We start from the raw sequence: 15636 nt of genomic DNA on the forward strand, positions 1-15636 counted from the left end.
CCCTTAGTGCGACACGCCGCAAATCCACACGAAATGTCCCTTAAGCCCTTAAGCCTGGATTTAACCCAAGAAAAAAGAAGCCAGGTCCGAAGACCTGGCTACCTCTGTTAAATCACTAACTCGTATGTGCAAGAACACAATGGTACCCCGTACGGGATTTGAACCCGTGTTACCGGCGTGAGAGGCCGGCGTCCTAGGCCGCTAGACGAACGGGGCTTAGAACTGTGACCACTGACCGCAACGCACCGGAATGCTTTGCGCAGTTACCACTGCTGGCCTACCAGGACTCGAACCTAGAATGACGGTACCAGAAACCGTTGTGTTGCCAATTACACCATAGGCCATTATTGCTGTGAACTAGCTCAGGGCTTTAACTCCTCGCCGCTCGCTGCAACGGTTTATTACTATATCCAGCGCTACCGATACACACAAATCGCCAGGTCAGGATATATTTTCGGGGCGTTAGGAATGAAGCCTAACGCCCCGAAATGACAGCCATGTGAGACTACTAAATGGATCTACTCAGCGCTCCACGGCGTGAGAGCACGCGCAGCCTTAAGGCGAGCCAGAGTAGACTCCTTGCCCAGCAACTCCATGGACTCAAACAGCGGCGGGGAGACCTGCTGGCCAGAGATTGCTACACGCAGGGCGCCGTAGGCCTTGCGTGGCTTGAGGCCGAGGTCGTCGATAAGCGCGGCGGAGAGAACCTTCTCAATCTCCTCCGTCTTCCACTCCCCGAGCTCCTCCAGCTTGGCGATGGAAACCTCCAGCGGCTGCACTGCTTCTTCCTTGAGGTTCTTGCGTGCTGCCTTCTCATCCAGTTCCAGATCGGCATCCGGCGTGGTGAGGAAGGACATGAGCCCATAGGCGTCAGACAGCGTCTTGATGCGGGTCTGCACCAGATCCGCAGCGAAAGCGAACTTCTCTTCCGGATAGTCGGCCGGGAAGTCGGTGTACTCAGTCAGGTAGTCGCGCAGGCGCTGCGCAAAGTCTGCTGGCTCCAGCAGACGGATGTGGTCGGCATTAATGGCCTCGAGCTTCTTCTGGTCGAAGCGAGCTGGGTTACCCAACACGTCGTGAACGTCGAAGTTGGCGATGAGCTCGTCAACGGAGAAGATGTCCTGGTCGGCAGACAGGGACCAACCCAAAAGCGACAGGTAGTTGAGCATGCCCTCCGGGATAATGCCGTTGTCGCGGTGGTTGAACAGGTTGGACTGTGGGTCACGCTTGGACAGTTTCTTATTGCCTTCACCCATCACGAAGGGCAGGTGCCCAAACTCGGGAGTCTGCTTGGCAATACCAAGCTCCACGAGCGCCTCATAGAGAGCGAGCTGGCGCGGCGTGGAAGACAGGAGGTCCTCTCCGCGCAGGACGTGAGTAACTCCCATGAGGGCATCGTCGACCGGGTTAACCAGCGTGTAGAGCGGCGCACCGTTCGAGCGCGCCACGACATAGTCCGGCTGGGTCTCCGACTTGAAAGTCATCTCGCCGCGCACCAGGTCATTCCAGGACCAATCCTTGTCCGGCATGCGCAGGCGCCAAACCGGCTTGCGGCCTTCTGCCTCGAAGGCGTCGATCTGCTCTTGAGTGAGGTCGCGGTCGAAATTGTCGTAGCCCAGCTGCGGGTCGCGGCCGGCCGCCTTATGGCGCTCCTGAACCTCTTCGTTGGTGGAGTAGGCCGGATAGACATAGCCGCCATCCTTGAGCTTCTGCAGGACATCTGCGTAGATGTCCATGCGCTGCGACTGACGGTAAGGCTCATCCGGGCCACCGACGTTAACACCTTCATCCCAGCCCAACCCGAGCCAGTTCAGGGAGTCGATGATGGCCTGGTAGGACTCCTCAGAGTCACGGGCAGCATCGGTGTCCTCGATGCGGAAGATGAGCGTACCGCCAGTGTGACGGGCATAGGCCCAGTTGAACAGAGCCGTGCGGACCATGCCCACGTGGGGCGTGCCGGTAGGCGAAGGGCAGAAACGGACGCGGACGTCGGATGTCGGTTTAGTCATGTCCCCCATCGTAGTTCAGCGCCTCCCCACTGCACTGGCCGCCCCACTTGGGGGTAATTGAACCCCGTTTCCACTAAGCGTGAACTGGGCTTTCTGCGCAAGCTTAACGGGACTGAATTCCATTACCTATAGTGAAATTCTCGCCAAAGAACTGAAGAAAGGTCCCAGACTGTGGCTCGAACTCGCTATGTGGCGCTTTTAACCTGCGCCACGCTTCTCTTCTCCCCCGCTACCGCCGTCGCTGGTCCCGACGACGGCAAACACGTAGCCACTCAGACACATATTGATTCTCCCAAGGCTTTCTGGGAGGGCAATGCTCTCAGCCTAAAGAGCCATTCTGCACACTCCAACCACGACCTAGCCGATACCGTCACCTGGGTAGGCAAAGGCTGGAACCAGAACGGCACCAACCAATACCAGTTCACCGTGCCTCAGGACCCTGCGCTCGCTTTTGTGGGAAAGCCGGGTGAAACGTATTACATGGCGCCCGCCAGTGTCCAAGGCAGCCTGGACCCGGTGTGGATGGGCTTTGGCGCCGACACAGAGCTGCCTGTTGACGACTTCCGCGACAACATTGCTTCCCTGGACCTCTTAAGTGTTGACGGACCCGGCGATGTCGAGATGTTTGGCTACTACCCCGGCCCCGGCGGACTGCTGCGTTTCTTTGGAACCACCGAGGGCGCTCCGCATTCCGCATGGCTGACCAGCGGCACGCATACCCACAACTACACCGTATTTTCTAAACCTGGACGCTATGAGCTCACCTATCAAACGAGCGCGCGGGGCAAGGATGGCTCATTGATTACCTCCCAGCCCACGACCACGTCGATCCAAGTCGGCGGACAGCGGCCCGTTGATGAAAAAACGCCTTCCCTCAAAGAGCGCTTTGACCAGGCCTCCTCCGGCGATGCCAGCCAGAAGGACTACCGCCTGAGCATCACGCCCAAGAAATCCGGGGACAAGGATGGGGATGAGCGCCTTTCCTCCATCGATTTCGCTGGCGGCAGCGACGGCACTCTGACACTGCTGATCGACGGCTACTTCCTCACCGATCTAGCCGTGAAAGATGGCAAGGCACACTTCGATGAATTCTTAGGACCCGAGGCTTCAACAATCCAAGCTGTGTACACCCCGGAGGACGGCAGCCCGCGCTGGGTGAGCGAGGAGCTCGCCTACTCTGCAAACGCAGAGCTTTCCACCACCTCGAAGACGTCTGCGGACTCCTGGACCGAAACCACTAACCCCCGCCAGCTCTTCTCCGGAGAAGAGGTTTCGCTATCTGACACGGGGCTGTCCGCACGCGCTGTTCCGGAGGGCGAAGACGCCACCCGCATCATCCTGGAGGCAGCCGATAAGAACCTGGAAGGCTACGTGCACGGCGGCTTCTTTAGCAAGGGAAGTTCGCTTCCCGACATCGATTTCGACGGCACGATCACCCGCGGCCGCGCGGAATTTGTCGTCGCCGCCGATGCAAACTTCAACGGCAATACCGTGCGCCTCGATATTCTTCCGCACCCGAGCATCACGCAAGAGTCCGGCAGCATCACGCTGACCGACAATTTCGCCTTCGGGCAAAAGTACGAGGGAGCGGGCAAACTCGGCGCTGGGGCTCAGGCTCCTGCGCCAGCCCCGGATAACAGCCCGAAACCGGACGCAGGAGAACACACTGGTACCTGTGCTGACAAGGTGGTACTTGACCGCGGCCACGTCGACATTGCGGTCACCCGGGAGGGTGATGAGTTCCTCACCCGCTTGAAGGATGAAACGGCCCTCGTGGACAAGAAGGCCGTCGAGCGTCCGCTCGATGACGTGGTCCTCGCGGTGCACGACAACGCCCTGCGCTCCCGCCCCGCCGCGCTGAAGGGCAAGGACTTCGATTACCTAGGCAAGGAAAAGTTCTTCCTCCTCCCACAGACCCAGGAGCAGAGCATCATCTGGCCGGGCTATAACACCCAGGCTCTCAACTACAAGGACTATAAAGACGGCAAAGTCACGCTCAACATCAAGCCCGTGGAGATGCCAGAGGGTGCGCAGGTAGGCCTTTTCACTGCCGAAGGCTTGGGCAAGGTTTTCACCCCGCTGATCAATTCCGCCGAGGGTGACTACTCCATCGAGACCACTTTTGCTTCGCACACCCACACCAATTGGGCGTTTACCAAGCCAGGCACGTACAAGCTTGAGGTCACCTATTCGGCCACCACCACAGAGGGCAAGGACATCTCCTCTGCTCCCCAAACGCTCACCGTCGCAGCGGGCGATGCCGCAATCAAAGACTGTGCGAACTCGAAGGACGGAAACGAAGGCGAAGACACCCCGAATCCAGGTGACGAGAAGCCCGGAGATAAACCAGGCGATAAGAAACCAGACGCTAACCAGCCTGGTGGCCAGAAAGACAAAACATCTTCTCTGCCCAAGCTCGAGGGTCTGTGGGGCCTGGTACTCCCAGTTGTCTTGGCCATCATCTTCCAAGGCTTCCTCAACTTCTACAACGATCACCGTGACCAGATTGCGGCGCGGTTCAATGGCCTTCTTCCCCGCTAGAAAGGACACACTGGATTGCACTCCACACCACCCGCTGCTCAGCGCTTGAACTTGCGCCAGAGCAGTGCACTGCAGAAAACCAGCGCCGCCGTATTCACGTTCACCGTTGCCGTGGCGATGCTTGTGGCCGTCCTTGGCTATCCTGCGCCAGCCCGCGCCGACAGCGAGCTCATCGATTCCGGACATGTCGATGCCTTTTATGTCTCCGCGCCGGGCGGTCAACTGACCTTGTCGATGAAGGAGGATGTCACCGGCAGTGGTGTTCTCCGGCCCGGCAACGATGTCATCCTCAAAGTCGCAGAAGAAGCATGGAGCGAGGCGACCGAGCGCATCGACGGCATTGGTATACCCACGTATTACCTCCCCCAAACCCAAGACAGCTCGCTGCTCTGGCCGGGTTGGGATACCCAAGCGGCACAATCTGCTGGCTACAAAGACGTTAACTTCGAATTCGTCGAGGTCACTGGGCCTGGTGACGTCTTTATCTTCGAAACGGCTGGCTTCGGCGATATCCAACCGGTCACCGATGCCGGTGAGCTCGATCTCGTTTCTGGTGACGTCATCAACCAGGCGTACCCGGCGCATCGCCACGTTAACTGGGCTTTTAGTGAACCTGGTATCTACACCATGACTGTCCAAGCGGAATCCAACGGCGATACGAGTAATCAGGTCACCTATACCTGGGATGTCGGTGATGGTGACTCAGCACCCCAGGAGTCCGGGGACGGGGAAACCAGCACCGATCATGGGGATGACGGTACCGAAGACAACCACGAGGCAGAGCTGAGCGACGCCTCCCCTGAGCAACCGGCATCCTCTTCCTCCGGAACACGCCCGGGAGGTGGAAACGCTGGAGGCGGTACCCGCCGTGCGGCATCCGCAGGCGGAACCAGGAACGCGAAGCAACAGGCAAGCAGCAAGGAGCGTAAAGAGCGCGGAGATAGGAAGGAGCGCAAGCCTTCTCACCGATCCGCCGAAGCCGCGGACGGGGAGAATGTGGACACCGTAGCTGCGGCCGGCTACTACGACAGCGGGCAAAACCTGCTGCCGTGGGGCATCGGAATCCTCGGCCTGGGCATACTTGTGCTGGGGTTGGCGCTGGCGCGCCTCGCGCTCATGAAGGGCCGCGACTAATGCCACGGAAGGTTCGCACTCGGACGCAGTACACCGCGCTTCTTTCCGCCATCTTTCTCGGCGCGTCCATGGTGAGTGGCTGCGCGAGCTCCGCCAGCGGAGACGATGGGAAGGTGAAGGTGGTGGCGACGACGCCGATACTGGGGGACGTCGCCAAGCACGTAGCAGGTGAGGATGCCACAGTGACCACGCTGATTCCTGCGGGAAAGGATCCACATACCTTTGAGCCGAGCCTGCGCTCGGTGCGCGATATCGCTAACGCCGACGTATTGCTGTCCAATGGTTTTCTCCTCGAGCCGCAAAACCTGCTGAAGTCCTTGCGGGAGTCATCGGATGTGCCCGTCACTGAAGTGGCGGACCAAGCATCCACCCGCGGCGCGAAGCTCGTCCCCTTGGTAGAAAACGTTGCCCTCGATGCGGTGTGGCTGGGACTGCGTGTGCGCAACGCAGCCCCAGGTACCACGAGCGTCGACATGCGTCTGCTCGATGTGGAAGGCCCCGGTGATGTCGCGGCCTACGTGGTCTCTACGTTCGGTACACCTGAGCCGCTCTTTAACAGCGCCGACGGGATTGACCAGCACAACGATTCCACGACGCTGCCGGCTAATGCTCACACGCACGTCTCGTGGGCTTTCAACAAGCCCGGAATTTACCGGCTGAGCTTTGGTGCTACCAACAGCACCCCGCAGGAGTTCACGGTGGCGGTGGGCGTTAGCGCACCTGCGGGAATGCGCGCGCTCGATGCAGGTCACGTGGATATCACCGCGGACATGGCTACAGGAAAACTCGACTTGGAGGATCAAGGCGAGCGTTTTGATCCGAACACCACGGTGCTCAGCATCCCGAATTCCGCTCTCCAACAGATACCGCCGGATCCCTCCTACCGTTTCTTGGGCCGGCCCGGGGATGAGACCTATCTCCTGCCCCAAGCTGTCTTGGGCAAGCACATTCACGGCGAAGTAGACCCACATCTGTGGCATAACGCCGCCAATGTCATCAGCTTTACCGAGGTTATCGCTGAGCAACTTGCGCAAACGGATCCCTCACACGGCGCGGACTACCGTGCCCGCGCACAGGACTACATCGCACAACTACGAGACGTCGATGCAGAGGTTCGTCAGCTCATCTCTGCCATTCCTGAGCACAACCGCCACCTCGTCACACCCCACCACGGATACGCCTACCTGGAGCAAGGCTACGGCATTGATATCGCGGGTTTCGTTAGCCCCAACCCGGCCATCGAGCCCTCGCCGCGCGATGTCATCGCGCTGCGCCGCACCTTGGAAAACCTCCAGCTTCCCGCGGTGTTCGTGGAACCGACCCAACAAGCCAGTGCAGACGTCATTAGGGAGGCCGCCGATTCCCTCGGGGTGGCGGTGTGCCCCATTTACGGTGACACCCTCGATGACGCCGTACCGACGTATCTCGATCTAATGCGTTTCAATGCACACTCACTCAACCGCTGCCTTGGCAGCACAACAAAGGAATCTCATGTCTAATCGCACCATCCGAACTTTCACTATGCCCCTCGCAGCAGCGCTCACCTCTGTTGCATTGGCCTTCGCTCCGGTCACCGCCTGGGCCGGGGATTTGGCTCAGGTTGTCAGCTCCGACGAAGATGTAGCCGCACCAGGAACTGCTGCCGCCATCGATCACGGCCACGTCGACCTGGGACTGCTGCTTGCCGACGGACAAGCCCAGTTCCTCGCCCGTGATGATTCGGCCGAAATGCCCGTGTGGCGTCAACCCGACGATGTGGTCTTCCAGGTGGGCGACAACGCCCTGCTAACTCTGCCTGAGGACAAGGCTTTCTCCTTCGTCGGTGCCGAGCCCGGTTCGCAGGTTTGGGTCGTTCCACAAACGGAGCAGGCTGATGTGCCGTGGCTAGGTTGGAATACCCAGGCCCCCTCTCTAGAAGCGAACGTTGAGAGAGGAGTCACTATGGAGTTCCTCGGGTACCAAGGACCAGGTGAATTCTCCCTCTTCTTGCAGAACGGCGGCTTCGAGGAACCACAGTTGCTATGGTCCACCGCCACCGGGAACTCAGAAGGCTTCTGGGTCGACTTGGGCACGCATACCCACGCCAATTGGGTGTTCACTGAGCCCGGCATCCACCAGGTGCGGGTCCGCATGAGCGGCGAAGGCGCGGGTGAAAGCGCCGGCAGCGAGGTAGCCGCCGAGGCTACGTTGACCTTTGCTGTAGGTGATGAAACGGATTTCGCACAAGCTCAGGCAACAGAATGGGATCCGAACGCTGAATCCTCTACCGATCCAAGCTCTGCCTCGGCATCCGTGCCGGTATGGATCTGGGCACTGGCCGGCGTGGGCGTCCTCGTTCTTATCGGTGCCATTATCGCCGTCGTGCGTGCGAAGGGCGGCCAGCGTGACTAGCCCCCTCATTGCAGTCAAGGAGCTGTCCGTTTCGCTCTCCGGCCGCAGGGTCATCGACGCCGCTAACCTGTCCGTTCACCCCGGCGAGTTCATCGGGCTCCTCGGCCCCAACGGCGCGGGCAAAACCACGCTGATGCGCGCCATCTTGGGTCTCGTCCCCTTCACTGGGACCATCGACGTGGGCACCTCGCTGGGGTATGTCCCGCAGCGCCACGACGTAGAATGGGACTTCCCCATCAGCGTGTCCAACGCTGTGCTGAGCGGACGCACCGGACTTGTGGGTTGGTTCCGTCGTCCGGGACGTGCTGATAAACAGGCCGCCCGCCGGGCCATCGAGCTCACCAACTTGGAGGAATTCGCACGACGCCCCATCGCGCAGCTGTCCGGTGGCCAACGTCAGCGTGTACTCATCGCCCGGGCCTTAGCCTGCGAGCCTGAGGTGCTGCTTCTCGACGAACCATTTACCGGCCTCGACGCCCCCAACACTGAAGAGCTCCTACTTCTCTTTGACAAACTCACCGCCGATGGCACCAGCGTTGTCATGTCCACGCACAACCTCTCGGAGGCCGCGCATTCCTGCTCGCGGCTCGTGCTGTTTAACCGGGGAATCATCGCGGATGGTCCAGCGGAAACACTGCGCATGACCTCGCAGCCCTGGAGCGACACGTTCGGGGTCTCAGCTTCTTCTCCATTGCTTTCTGCGATTGGGGTGGCAGCATGATCGACATTTCACTCATCGAGTTCTTCCAGGATCTCACCAACCCACACTTGGACTTCCTGGCGCGTGCGGTGGGAATTTCTATCCTCGCTGCCATCGTGTGCGGCGTGGTGGGATGCTATGTCGTGCTGCGCGGCATGTCTTTCATCGGTGATGCTGTTTCCCACGCGGTCTTCCCGGGGCTGGCCATTGCCTTCGTGCTCCAAGGCTCAGTCTTGCTGGGCGGCGCCGTGGCGGGCTGCACCGTCGCGGTGCTCATCGCATGCTTCTCCCAGCGGCGCACCGTGCGCGAGGATTCCGTCATCGGAATCTTCTTTGCCGCCGCCTTCGCCCTCGGCATGGTGATCATCTCCCGAGTAGACGGCTATACAGCCTCGCTCACCAGCTTTCTCTTTGGCTCGCTCACGGGTGTCTCCCGCGCGGACCTCTACACCGCGTTCACCGTCACGGTGCTCATCGTGGCCACGGTTCTTCTCCTTGGCCCCCAGCTCACCGCCACCTGCTTGGACAAGGAAACCGCCCGCGCAATGGGTCTTCCTGTCTTTGCTCTGGACATCGTGCTCTACCTCTGTGTTACGGGCGCAGTGGTTATCTCCGTAGGCACCATCGGCAACGTCCTCGTCCTCGCGCTGCTTATCACCCCGGCCGCGACCGCCCGCCTGCTCTGTGACTCGCTGGGCTCGATGATGTTCGCAGCCGCGGCGATCGGCTCCTTGGGTAGCTTCTTCGGAATCTACCTGGCATGGGCCATTGACCTTCCCGCGGGTGCCACCATCGTTCTACTCCTTACCGCCTGTTTCCTCGTGGCCTGGGTGCTCTCCCCTCTCATGCACTCCCGCCGCGCTTCCGCATCCACCTCGACATCACACACCCCAAAGGAGACCTTGTCCGCATGAACATTCTCCCAATGACACGCATGATCTACCGTCCCCTCGCCTTGACCGCAACCGCTGCTCTAGCGCTGAGCTCCCCGATGCTAATTCACGCTGCACCGCCCGCCCTCGCGGCCGAGCAAGCGAGCGACACTTCCTGTGATGCTGACTCCCTCCACGCCTTCAGCCGCGGACACCAAGACCTCGCTTTGGTCGGTGACTCCGGGGACCTGTCCTTTATAGCCCGCGATGATGAATCTGGTGAGGACTATGCCTCTGGGGAGTTCTACGTAGAAGTGGGCAGCAACGCCGCTTTCGATGAATCAGCGGGCAGCGATATTCCATCGAGTGGTTGGCAAATCCCCCAAACCCAAGATCCGAATATCCCCTGGGTGGGGTTCAACACCAGCTACCTCGACGAGGCCACTGCGGCCGATGCCACTTTATCCTTGACGCTACACAGCGGCCCGGAAGGCGGACGTATGGTGGGCTTCCAGAACTCCGTGGGTGCTGACCCGACCGTGCTCTTTGACTCCGAGAACCCGGATATCACGTGGGACTATCCTGATCATTTCCACAGTCACACCGGGATCATCTTTAGCGAGCCGGGCGCCTATGCTGCCACTTTTACCTTCACCCTCAACGATGGCTCCGAGCACTCTATTGATGTGCCTTTCTTGGTAGGTGGCGCGGACGCCTCTGAGCTTTGCCAGCTGGAGTGGGGCTCAGGCGAAGGTGGCAGCGGTGGATCGGGAAGCCCGAAAAACCGCCCCCAGCAGCTGGCCAAGGATATTAATGACACTTCCAAGTCCATTGCACAGTTAGATAAGACGATGGACAAGACCTTCAAAGAGGCCGATACCTTCTTCAACGGCGGGAAACCCTCCGACGCGAAGAATGCAAAGGAAGAAAAGAACTCAGAGCGCTCCACACGGGCCAGCGCGCGGAAGGACACGAAACCACAGAAAGAAACAGGGTCGAAAGAGCCAAGCGCTCCCAGCTCGGCGACCGCGCAAGGCCGCAACCCGGCCCCCAACGCTACAGCCCACACTGCACAAGAACCGAGAGATTCGGCACAGCGTGGGTCCTCGCGCAGCACGTCTTCCGCCGACGCCAAGGACTCGACGCGCAGCGCCGCGTCCAACCGCGAAAGGAATGCCAGGAAAGAAGCAGCGGCACAACGCCCGGCATCTGACGCGCCAGAACAGTATGCTGACGGCGGAAACATCCAGGCTACGAGCTATGGAGCCCCGATGGTGGGCTTCTGGGCGGGCTTTCTGGCGGGCATGGGTTCGCTGGCCCTGCTGCTAGGAATTGGGCTTTTCATCGCCGTGCAATTCTTCCGCCCGCGCAAGCGCGACTAGCACTACCGCCATGCGCACAGCCTGTAAGGAGGGGGATCTGGTTTCGGCACTAGCGCAGCAAACAACTAGAGTTATTCCTTATGTGTGAAAACAGACCCTCTACCGCCCCTGACTTCCTCCTGTCCCGCGCGACGGGGTCTGTGCGTACCCAAGGATCAGTGGCCACCTTCAGCGATGTTGACGCTGCCGTAGCTGCTCTGCGTGCCGGCACGGCACCCATGGTTGTCGGCGCGCTGCCCTTCCACAAGGGTGACCCAGCGGCACTGACCGTGCCGCGCAGCATCATCCGCGAGGACGGGCCACTCGAACCACACGCCTATTACCGCAGCGGTACGCTCAACGCGCGGGTGACTGGGTTCGACCCAGAGCCGGAGGAGCACCTGCGCCGCATCGAGGCGGCCATTGCCACGATCGAGGCCTCCAAACTGGATAAGGTGGTGCTTGCACGCGCCGTCGACATCGAGTTCAATGCCCCTGTGGATCCGCTCCTCGTTGCCGCGCGGCTCATTGATTTATCTTCCCACCGCGATGGCTTTATCGCCGACCTCACTCCGGCTGGACGCCCTGGCGCAATGTTCGTCGGATCCTCCCCAGAAGTGCTGGTCAAGAAGCAGGGATCAACGGTTACAGCTTTCCCCCTAGCCGGCTCCGCACCCCGCCAGGCTGATAAGGCACGCGATATCAAAGCGGGCCAAGACCTCCACAACTCGGCAAAGGACCTGCGCGAACACGCCTTCGTGGTGGACCATATCCGCCGGATTCTGCAGCCTCTGTGCGAGACTCTCGATGCCCCCACGTCTCCGCAGCTGACCTCCACCAATGAGATGTGGCATCTGGGAACGCCGATCGCGGGAACCCTTAAGGATTCGAGCATTACTGCCCTCGAGTTGGCCGAGCTGGTCTACCCCACCCCTGCTATTTGTGGCACCCCCACTGAGGCCGCACAAGCGCTGATCGAAACCGCTGAAACCGACCGCGGCTTCTACGCCGGCGCGGTCGGCTGGTGCGATGATTCCGGCGACGGCGAATACATGGTAGCCATCCGCTGCGCCGAGGTGGCCGGCGATGGCCTCTCCGCCCGCGCGTGGGCTGGCGGAGGAATCGTCGTGGATTCCGACCCGACGGCCGAGCTTCAGGAAACCACGGCTAAGCTGCGCACCATTTTGCGCGCGCTCAACCTCTAAAGCAGCTTTTAGGCTCGCTCGATCGGGTTCTTCAGGCTACCCACGCCGGGGATCTCAACTTCGATGGTATCGCCCGGCACCATCGGCGCCGTGCCAGCCGGGGAACCCGTCGTGATGACATCACCCGGCAGCAGCGTGTAGGACTGCGAGATCTCAGCGATGATGTCACCCATCTTCACAATCATCTGATCCGTATTGGAATCCTGCTTCTGCTCTCGCTTGCCCTCGTGAGTGAGGTAGGCGTTAATCTTCTGATTATCGAGATTGATGCAGTCCAAGTCCGTCTCAATCCACGGGCCCAGCGGGCAGAAGGTATCGATGCCCTTCGCACGTGCCCACTGGCCATCCTGGAACTGCAGGTCACGCGAAGAAACATCGTTACAGATCGTGTAGCCGACGACGTGATCGCGCCACTTCTCTGGATCAATATTCTTTGACACCTTGGAAATCACCACGGCGAGCTCGCCCTCGAACTCAACGTTGGTAGCGAACTCCGGAATCTTGATGGGTGCACCGGGGCCGATGACCGAGGTGGAGGGCTTGATAAAGATCGTCGGCGGCAGGTGCTCCGCGGATTCCTTGAAGACTTCCGCCACGTGGTCGGCGTAGTTGCGGCCCAGAGCTACGACCTTGGTGGGCAGGGTCGGCGCCAGCAGGCGTACTTCACTCAGCGGCCACTCACGGCCAGTCGGCTCCGGTGGGGTAAACGGTGTGCCGGAAATTTCCTTCGCCACCAGCTGGTCAAGCGGGGCGTCGGCGGGGCCATCAATGATGGCGAAACAGATACCTTCGGTGTGAGCAATTCGTCCTAAACGCATAACGGCCATACTACTCGCAAGGATTTTTAACTCGCGATCAGGGGTCTTGAGTAAAGGTTGCAAAGATTGCAATGCTTCTACTGGCATCAAGTTCCGCGGCGAGCACCTTCGCACAGGCCTAGCGCTGGGCGACGTCCCCTAAGGTCACCGCCCGTGTGTGTCCCCGCTGCGCAAGGTATAACTCAGCACAGGCCAAGGCATCACTGAGCGCATTGTGGCTTCCATAACGCGGTAGACCATAACGCGCGCGCACGCGGGGCAGGCGCAAATCTTCTCCGCGCGGGTAGGTTCCCATGCGCTCCATGTGGCGCCGCTCGAGCGCAAAAGTATCAACCACGCTCAGTCGCGGGCGCTCCCCAAAGACCGCACGGGAGGCAGCTTCAATAAACCCCACCTCCAAGGCCGCGAAATGCGCGAGTAGTGCGCGTCCCTGCAGAGCTTGGCGCAATTGCGTCACCGCGATACTTAGCTCCTCGCCGGCATCAATGACCTCCTGCGTCAGCAGGTGGACATGTGCATCCTCGGCCACCTGCGCGCCGCGCACCACGGTATAGCCGGCACCAGATAAGTCGATGACTCCCCCGTTAACCGGCACCCAGCCAATGGAGACAATCTTTCCTTTTCGCGGGTCTAGGCTCGTGGTCTCCATGTCTACGGCAAGCAAATCCAGCTCATCGAGCGGGGTGCCTCGTCCTGGCGCGCCCCAATCCGCACGCCGTCTCCAGGGGCTCCACATCTAGATATTCCTCACCGGATACTTCGTGGCCAACGCATTCTGCATCGACTTGATGGCACGGAAAGCATCGCGCAGGTGCTCTCGCTCCATGCGGCCGAGGCCCTTGGGGTCGATGTGATAATCCGGCTGCTGGCCCTCCCGCAGCTGGCGGGCTTGATGCTGGAAGGACAGGGAACGCAGGTAGTCGAAGGCGTCGAGAAGCTCCTGTGCACCCTGTCGGCTCACCGTACTACCCGCTGCTTCCCTGAGCCGTTGGCGCGTGTCCACCACGGTGGAACCGGAGGCCAGGGCGAAGAGACGGGCCATCTGCACGATGCCCGCTGTTCCGCCCTTTTTGATATCGAGGGTGTTTGCGTAGTCGCCATCGCGCTCCACCACAAGCCCCCGGAAGAAGGTCAGCGGTGGCTCACGGCGCGCGGCCAAGCTAGCTAGGTGGGCGTGCAAGCGCGTTGCCCCTTGTCCCATTTCCACGGCCGCAGTGTGAACTTCCCGGCCCAGCGCCTCGCTTCCATAGAGAACCCGGAAGTCGAAGAAGATTTGCGCGTTGAGCAGCGCCTCCGGTTGAGGGTCTCGAATCCACCGACGGAAGGTATCGATCCATTGGGAGCGCGTCATCCGCCACTGATTGGTCATGGCCATCATGTCCCCAGGGCACAGGATCTGCCCGGCGTCGACTAAGCCCTGGCACACAAAGGAACTAAGCCGCGCAAAGTACTCCCCATGCGCAGCGGCATCGAAATCATCCGCGAGGACAAGCGCATTATCCTGGTCCGAGGCCAGCGCCATCTCTCGCCTTCCCTGCGAGCCCACGGCCACGAAGGCATACTCCACAGGCGGAGGACCGAGCTCCTCCTCCGCCAGCGTGCACAAGCGTCGTGCCATAGCATCGGCGGCAAGCGTGACCAGGCTCGAGGCTTCCGCCGGTGTGGAGCCGCGTTCCACGAAGCGCCCGGCTAGGCGCGTGGCCTCATTGAAGGCACCATTCAGCTCTGCAACACTGGAGCGCCGTGAAAGATCCGCAGCGAGGTAGACCGGATCATTGTGCAGCAGCCGGGTAACGTCCGACTGTGTCACTATCCCCTGCAGGGTGCCTTCTTTGACCACCGGCAAATGGTGGATTCGGCGCTCGGCCATGTGCAGCAGGGCTTCCATGGCCGGGGCATCTGCCGATACTGTGAGGGGCTGCGGCGTCATGATCTCCCCTACCGGCTCGGCAGGGTCGCGCTGGGCGGCGAGCACCCGGGTTCGCAAATCGCGGTCGGTAAGGATTCCGGTGAGACGCTTGTCTGACTCCGGGCCCGCTTTCACGACGAGTAACGAAGAAACGCCATGCTCTGTCATCAGCAGAGCAGCTTCGCGGATGGTAGTTGCGGCTGGCGCCGTCAACACGTCAGTCCGAATGAGCTCCCTCAGCGGCGTGCGGAGCACGTCTGTTGGTGCGGATTCGGTGAGCTCCCGCGCTGCTGCTCGGATCTGGCGGGACTGCGCTGAAAAGAAACGCGCGATGTCAGGGTTGCGCTCCGCGAGTTGGCTAAAGGCCTCCTGCGGGAGGGTGAAGACAAGGCTGTCTTCCACCGCGACCATCTCATAGGCAGAGACCGGCTCTCCCTGCAGTGTGGAGTAGCCAAAGGTAAGGCCAGATTCGCGGCGGTCCAGTAACACGCCTTCCTCTCCCACCACATCAATCGCACCGGTGCGGATGATGTGGAGATGAGCATTCTCTTCCCCCATCTTTATGGGAATATCCCCGCGGCGCAGGTAGATCATGCTCAGCTGTGAGGACAGGGCGGTGAGCTCTTCCTCCGGCAGACGGGAGAAAGGCTCATGCTGGGCGAGGAAGCTAGTGACCTCGTCTATTTCGACGCTCAT

Annotated in this window: 12 protein-coding genes and 2 tRNA genes; 8 read left to right on the forward strand and 6 right to left on the reverse strand. The window is 60.5% G+C overall.

Features of this window, described 5'->3' with window-relative positions; genetic code table 11:
- Nucleotides 1-140: 140 nt before the first annotated feature.
- From HMPREF2896_RS06720 to gltX, 3 genes are all read right to left on the reverse strand, one after another.
- Nucleotides 141-216, reverse strand: a tRNA-Glu gene (locus HMPREF2896_RS06720).
- Between the two features lie 56 nt (nucleotides 217-272).
- Nucleotides 273-344: transfer RNA gene (locus HMPREF2896_RS06725), tRNA-Gln, on the reverse strand.
- A 174-nt stretch (nucleotides 345-518) separates the two neighbouring features.
- On the reverse strand, nucleotides 519-2018 hold the full coding sequence (gene gltX / locus HMPREF2896_RS06730; protein WP_083276500.1) for a glutamate--tRNA ligase: 1500 nt from the start codon (nucleotides 2016-2018) through the stop codon (nucleotides 519-521).
- A gap of 162 nt (nucleotides 2019-2180) precedes the next feature.
- Between gltX and HMPREF2896_RS06735 the strand changes: the two genes are divergently transcribed.
- The 8 genes from HMPREF2896_RS06735 (at nucleotide 2181) to HMPREF2896_RS06770 (ending at nucleotide 12213) form a co-directional block, all read left to right on the forward strand.
- On the forward strand, nucleotides 2181-4550 hold the full coding sequence (locus HMPREF2896_RS06735) for a choice-of-anchor M domain-containing protein (protein WP_070718611.1): 2370 nt from the start codon (nucleotides 2181-2183) through the stop codon (nucleotides 4548-4550).
- Between the two features lie 15 nt (nucleotides 4551-4565).
- A complete protein-coding gene (locus tag HMPREF2896_RS06740; RefSeq protein WP_070718614.1) occupies nucleotides 4566-5684 on the forward strand; it encodes a choice-of-anchor M domain-containing protein in 1119 nt (372 codons plus the stop codon).
- Nucleotides 5684-7183: an anchored repeat ABC transporter, substrate-binding protein gene (locus HMPREF2896_RS06745; RefSeq protein WP_070718617.1), complete on the forward strand. Its 1500-nt coding sequence runs from the start codon at nucleotides 5684-5686 to the stop codon at nucleotides 7181-7183. The genes HMPREF2896_RS06740 and HMPREF2896_RS06745 overlap by 1 nt, the downstream gene beginning before the upstream one ends.
- Entirely contained in the window at nucleotides 7176-8075 is a 900-nt protein-coding gene (locus HMPREF2896_RS06750) for a choice-of-anchor M domain-containing protein (protein ID WP_083311462.1), read from the forward strand. Before HMPREF2896_RS06745 ends, HMPREF2896_RS06750 begins: the two co-directional genes overlap by 8 nt.
- Nucleotides 8068-8796: an anchored repeat-type ABC transporter ATP-binding subunit gene (locus HMPREF2896_RS06755; protein ID WP_070718620.1), complete on the forward strand. Its 729-nt coding sequence runs from the start codon at nucleotides 8068-8070 to the stop codon at nucleotides 8794-8796. Before HMPREF2896_RS06750 ends, HMPREF2896_RS06755 begins: the two co-directional genes overlap by 8 nt.
- Nucleotides 8793-9689, forward strand: a complete 897-nt coding sequence (locus tag HMPREF2896_RS06760; RefSeq protein WP_070447604.1) for an anchored repeat-type ABC transporter permease subunit — start codon at nucleotides 8793-8795, stop codon at nucleotides 9687-9689. Before HMPREF2896_RS06755 ends, HMPREF2896_RS06760 begins: the two co-directional genes overlap by 4 nt.
- The gene (locus HMPREF2896_RS06765) at nucleotides 9686-11029 is read left to right on the forward strand and encodes a choice-of-anchor M domain-containing protein (protein ID WP_070718623.1); all 1344 of its coding nucleotides are present in this window, start codon (nucleotides 9686-9688) and stop codon (nucleotides 11027-11029) included. Before HMPREF2896_RS06760 ends, HMPREF2896_RS06765 begins: the two co-directional genes overlap by 4 nt.
- An 80-nt stretch (nucleotides 11030-11109) precedes the next feature.
- Nucleotides 11110-12213: an isochorismate synthase gene (locus HMPREF2896_RS06770; RefSeq protein WP_070447609.1), complete on the forward strand. Its 1104-nt coding sequence runs from the start codon at nucleotides 11110-11112 to the stop codon at nucleotides 12211-12213.
- Between the two features lie 8 nt (nucleotides 12214-12221).
- Here the strand turns inward: HMPREF2896_RS06770 and HMPREF2896_RS06775 are convergent, their stop codons facing one another.
- The 3 genes from HMPREF2896_RS06775 to HMPREF2896_RS06785 all read right to left on the reverse strand — a co-directional run bounded on the left by HMPREF2896_RS06775 (nucleotide 12222) and on the right by HMPREF2896_RS06785 (nucleotide 15636).
- Nucleotides 12222-13031 (reverse strand): fumarylacetoacetate hydrolase family protein, encoded by an 810-nt coding sequence (locus tag HMPREF2896_RS06775; RefSeq protein WP_210384600.1) that lies wholly within the window; start codon nucleotides 13029-13031, stop codon nucleotides 12222-12224.
- Nucleotides 13032-13149: 118 nt separating this feature from the next.
- Complete coding sequence (locus HMPREF2896_RS06780) at nucleotides 13150-13767, reverse strand: exonuclease domain-containing protein (RefSeq protein WP_070643341.1); 618 nt, start codon at nucleotides 13765-13767, stop codon at nucleotides 13150-13152.
- The gene (locus HMPREF2896_RS06785; RefSeq protein ID WP_070718626.1) at nucleotides 13768-15636 is read right to left on the reverse strand and encodes a DUF294 nucleotidyltransferase-like domain-containing protein; all 1869 of its coding nucleotides are present in this window, start codon (nucleotides 15634-15636) and stop codon (nucleotides 13768-13770) included.

The sequence above is a fragment of the Corynebacterium sp. HMSC069E04 genome, assembly GCF_001813175.1.
GTDB classification, from domain to species: domain Bacteria; phylum Actinomycetota; class Actinomycetes; order Mycobacteriales; family Mycobacteriaceae; genus Corynebacterium; species Corynebacterium aurimucosum.

Bases quoted from the DNA above. Each gene is read 5' to 3' on its own strand.
- gltX (WP_083276500.1), bottom strand. From the start codon at position 2,018: ATGGGGGACATGACTAAACCGACATCCGACGTCCGCGTCCGTTTCTGC.
- HMPREF2896_RS06745 (WP_070718617.1), top strand. From the start codon at position 5,684: ATGCCACGGAAGGTTCGCACTCGGACGCAGTACACCGCGCTTCTTTCC.
- HMPREF2896_RS06750 (WP_083311462.1), top strand. From the start codon at position 7,176: ATGTCTAATCGCACCATCCGAACTTTCACTATGCCCCTCGCAGCAGCG.
- HMPREF2896_RS06760 (WP_070447604.1), top strand. From the start codon at position 8,793: ATGATCGACATTTCACTCATCGAGTTCTTCCAGGATCTCACCAACCCA.
- HMPREF2896_RS06765 (WP_070718623.1), top strand. From the start codon at position 9,686: ATGAACATTCTCCCAATGACACGCATGATCTACCGTCCCCTCGCCTTG.
- HMPREF2896_RS06770 (WP_070447609.1), top strand. From the start codon at position 11,110: ATGTGTGAAAACAGACCCTCTACCGCCCCTGACTTCCTCCTGTCCCGC.
- HMPREF2896_RS06775 (WP_210384600.1), bottom strand. From the start codon at position 13,031: ATGCGTTTAGGACGAATTGCTCACACCGAAGGTATCTGTTTCGCCATC.
- HMPREF2896_RS06780 (WP_070643341.1), bottom strand. From the start codon at position 13,767: ATGTGGAGCCCCTGGAGACGGCGTGCGGATTGGGGCGCGCCAGGACGA.
- HMPREF2896_RS06785 (WP_070718626.1), bottom strand. From the start codon at position 15,636: ATGAGCGTCGAAATAGACGAGGTCACTAGCTTCCTCGCCCAGCATGAG.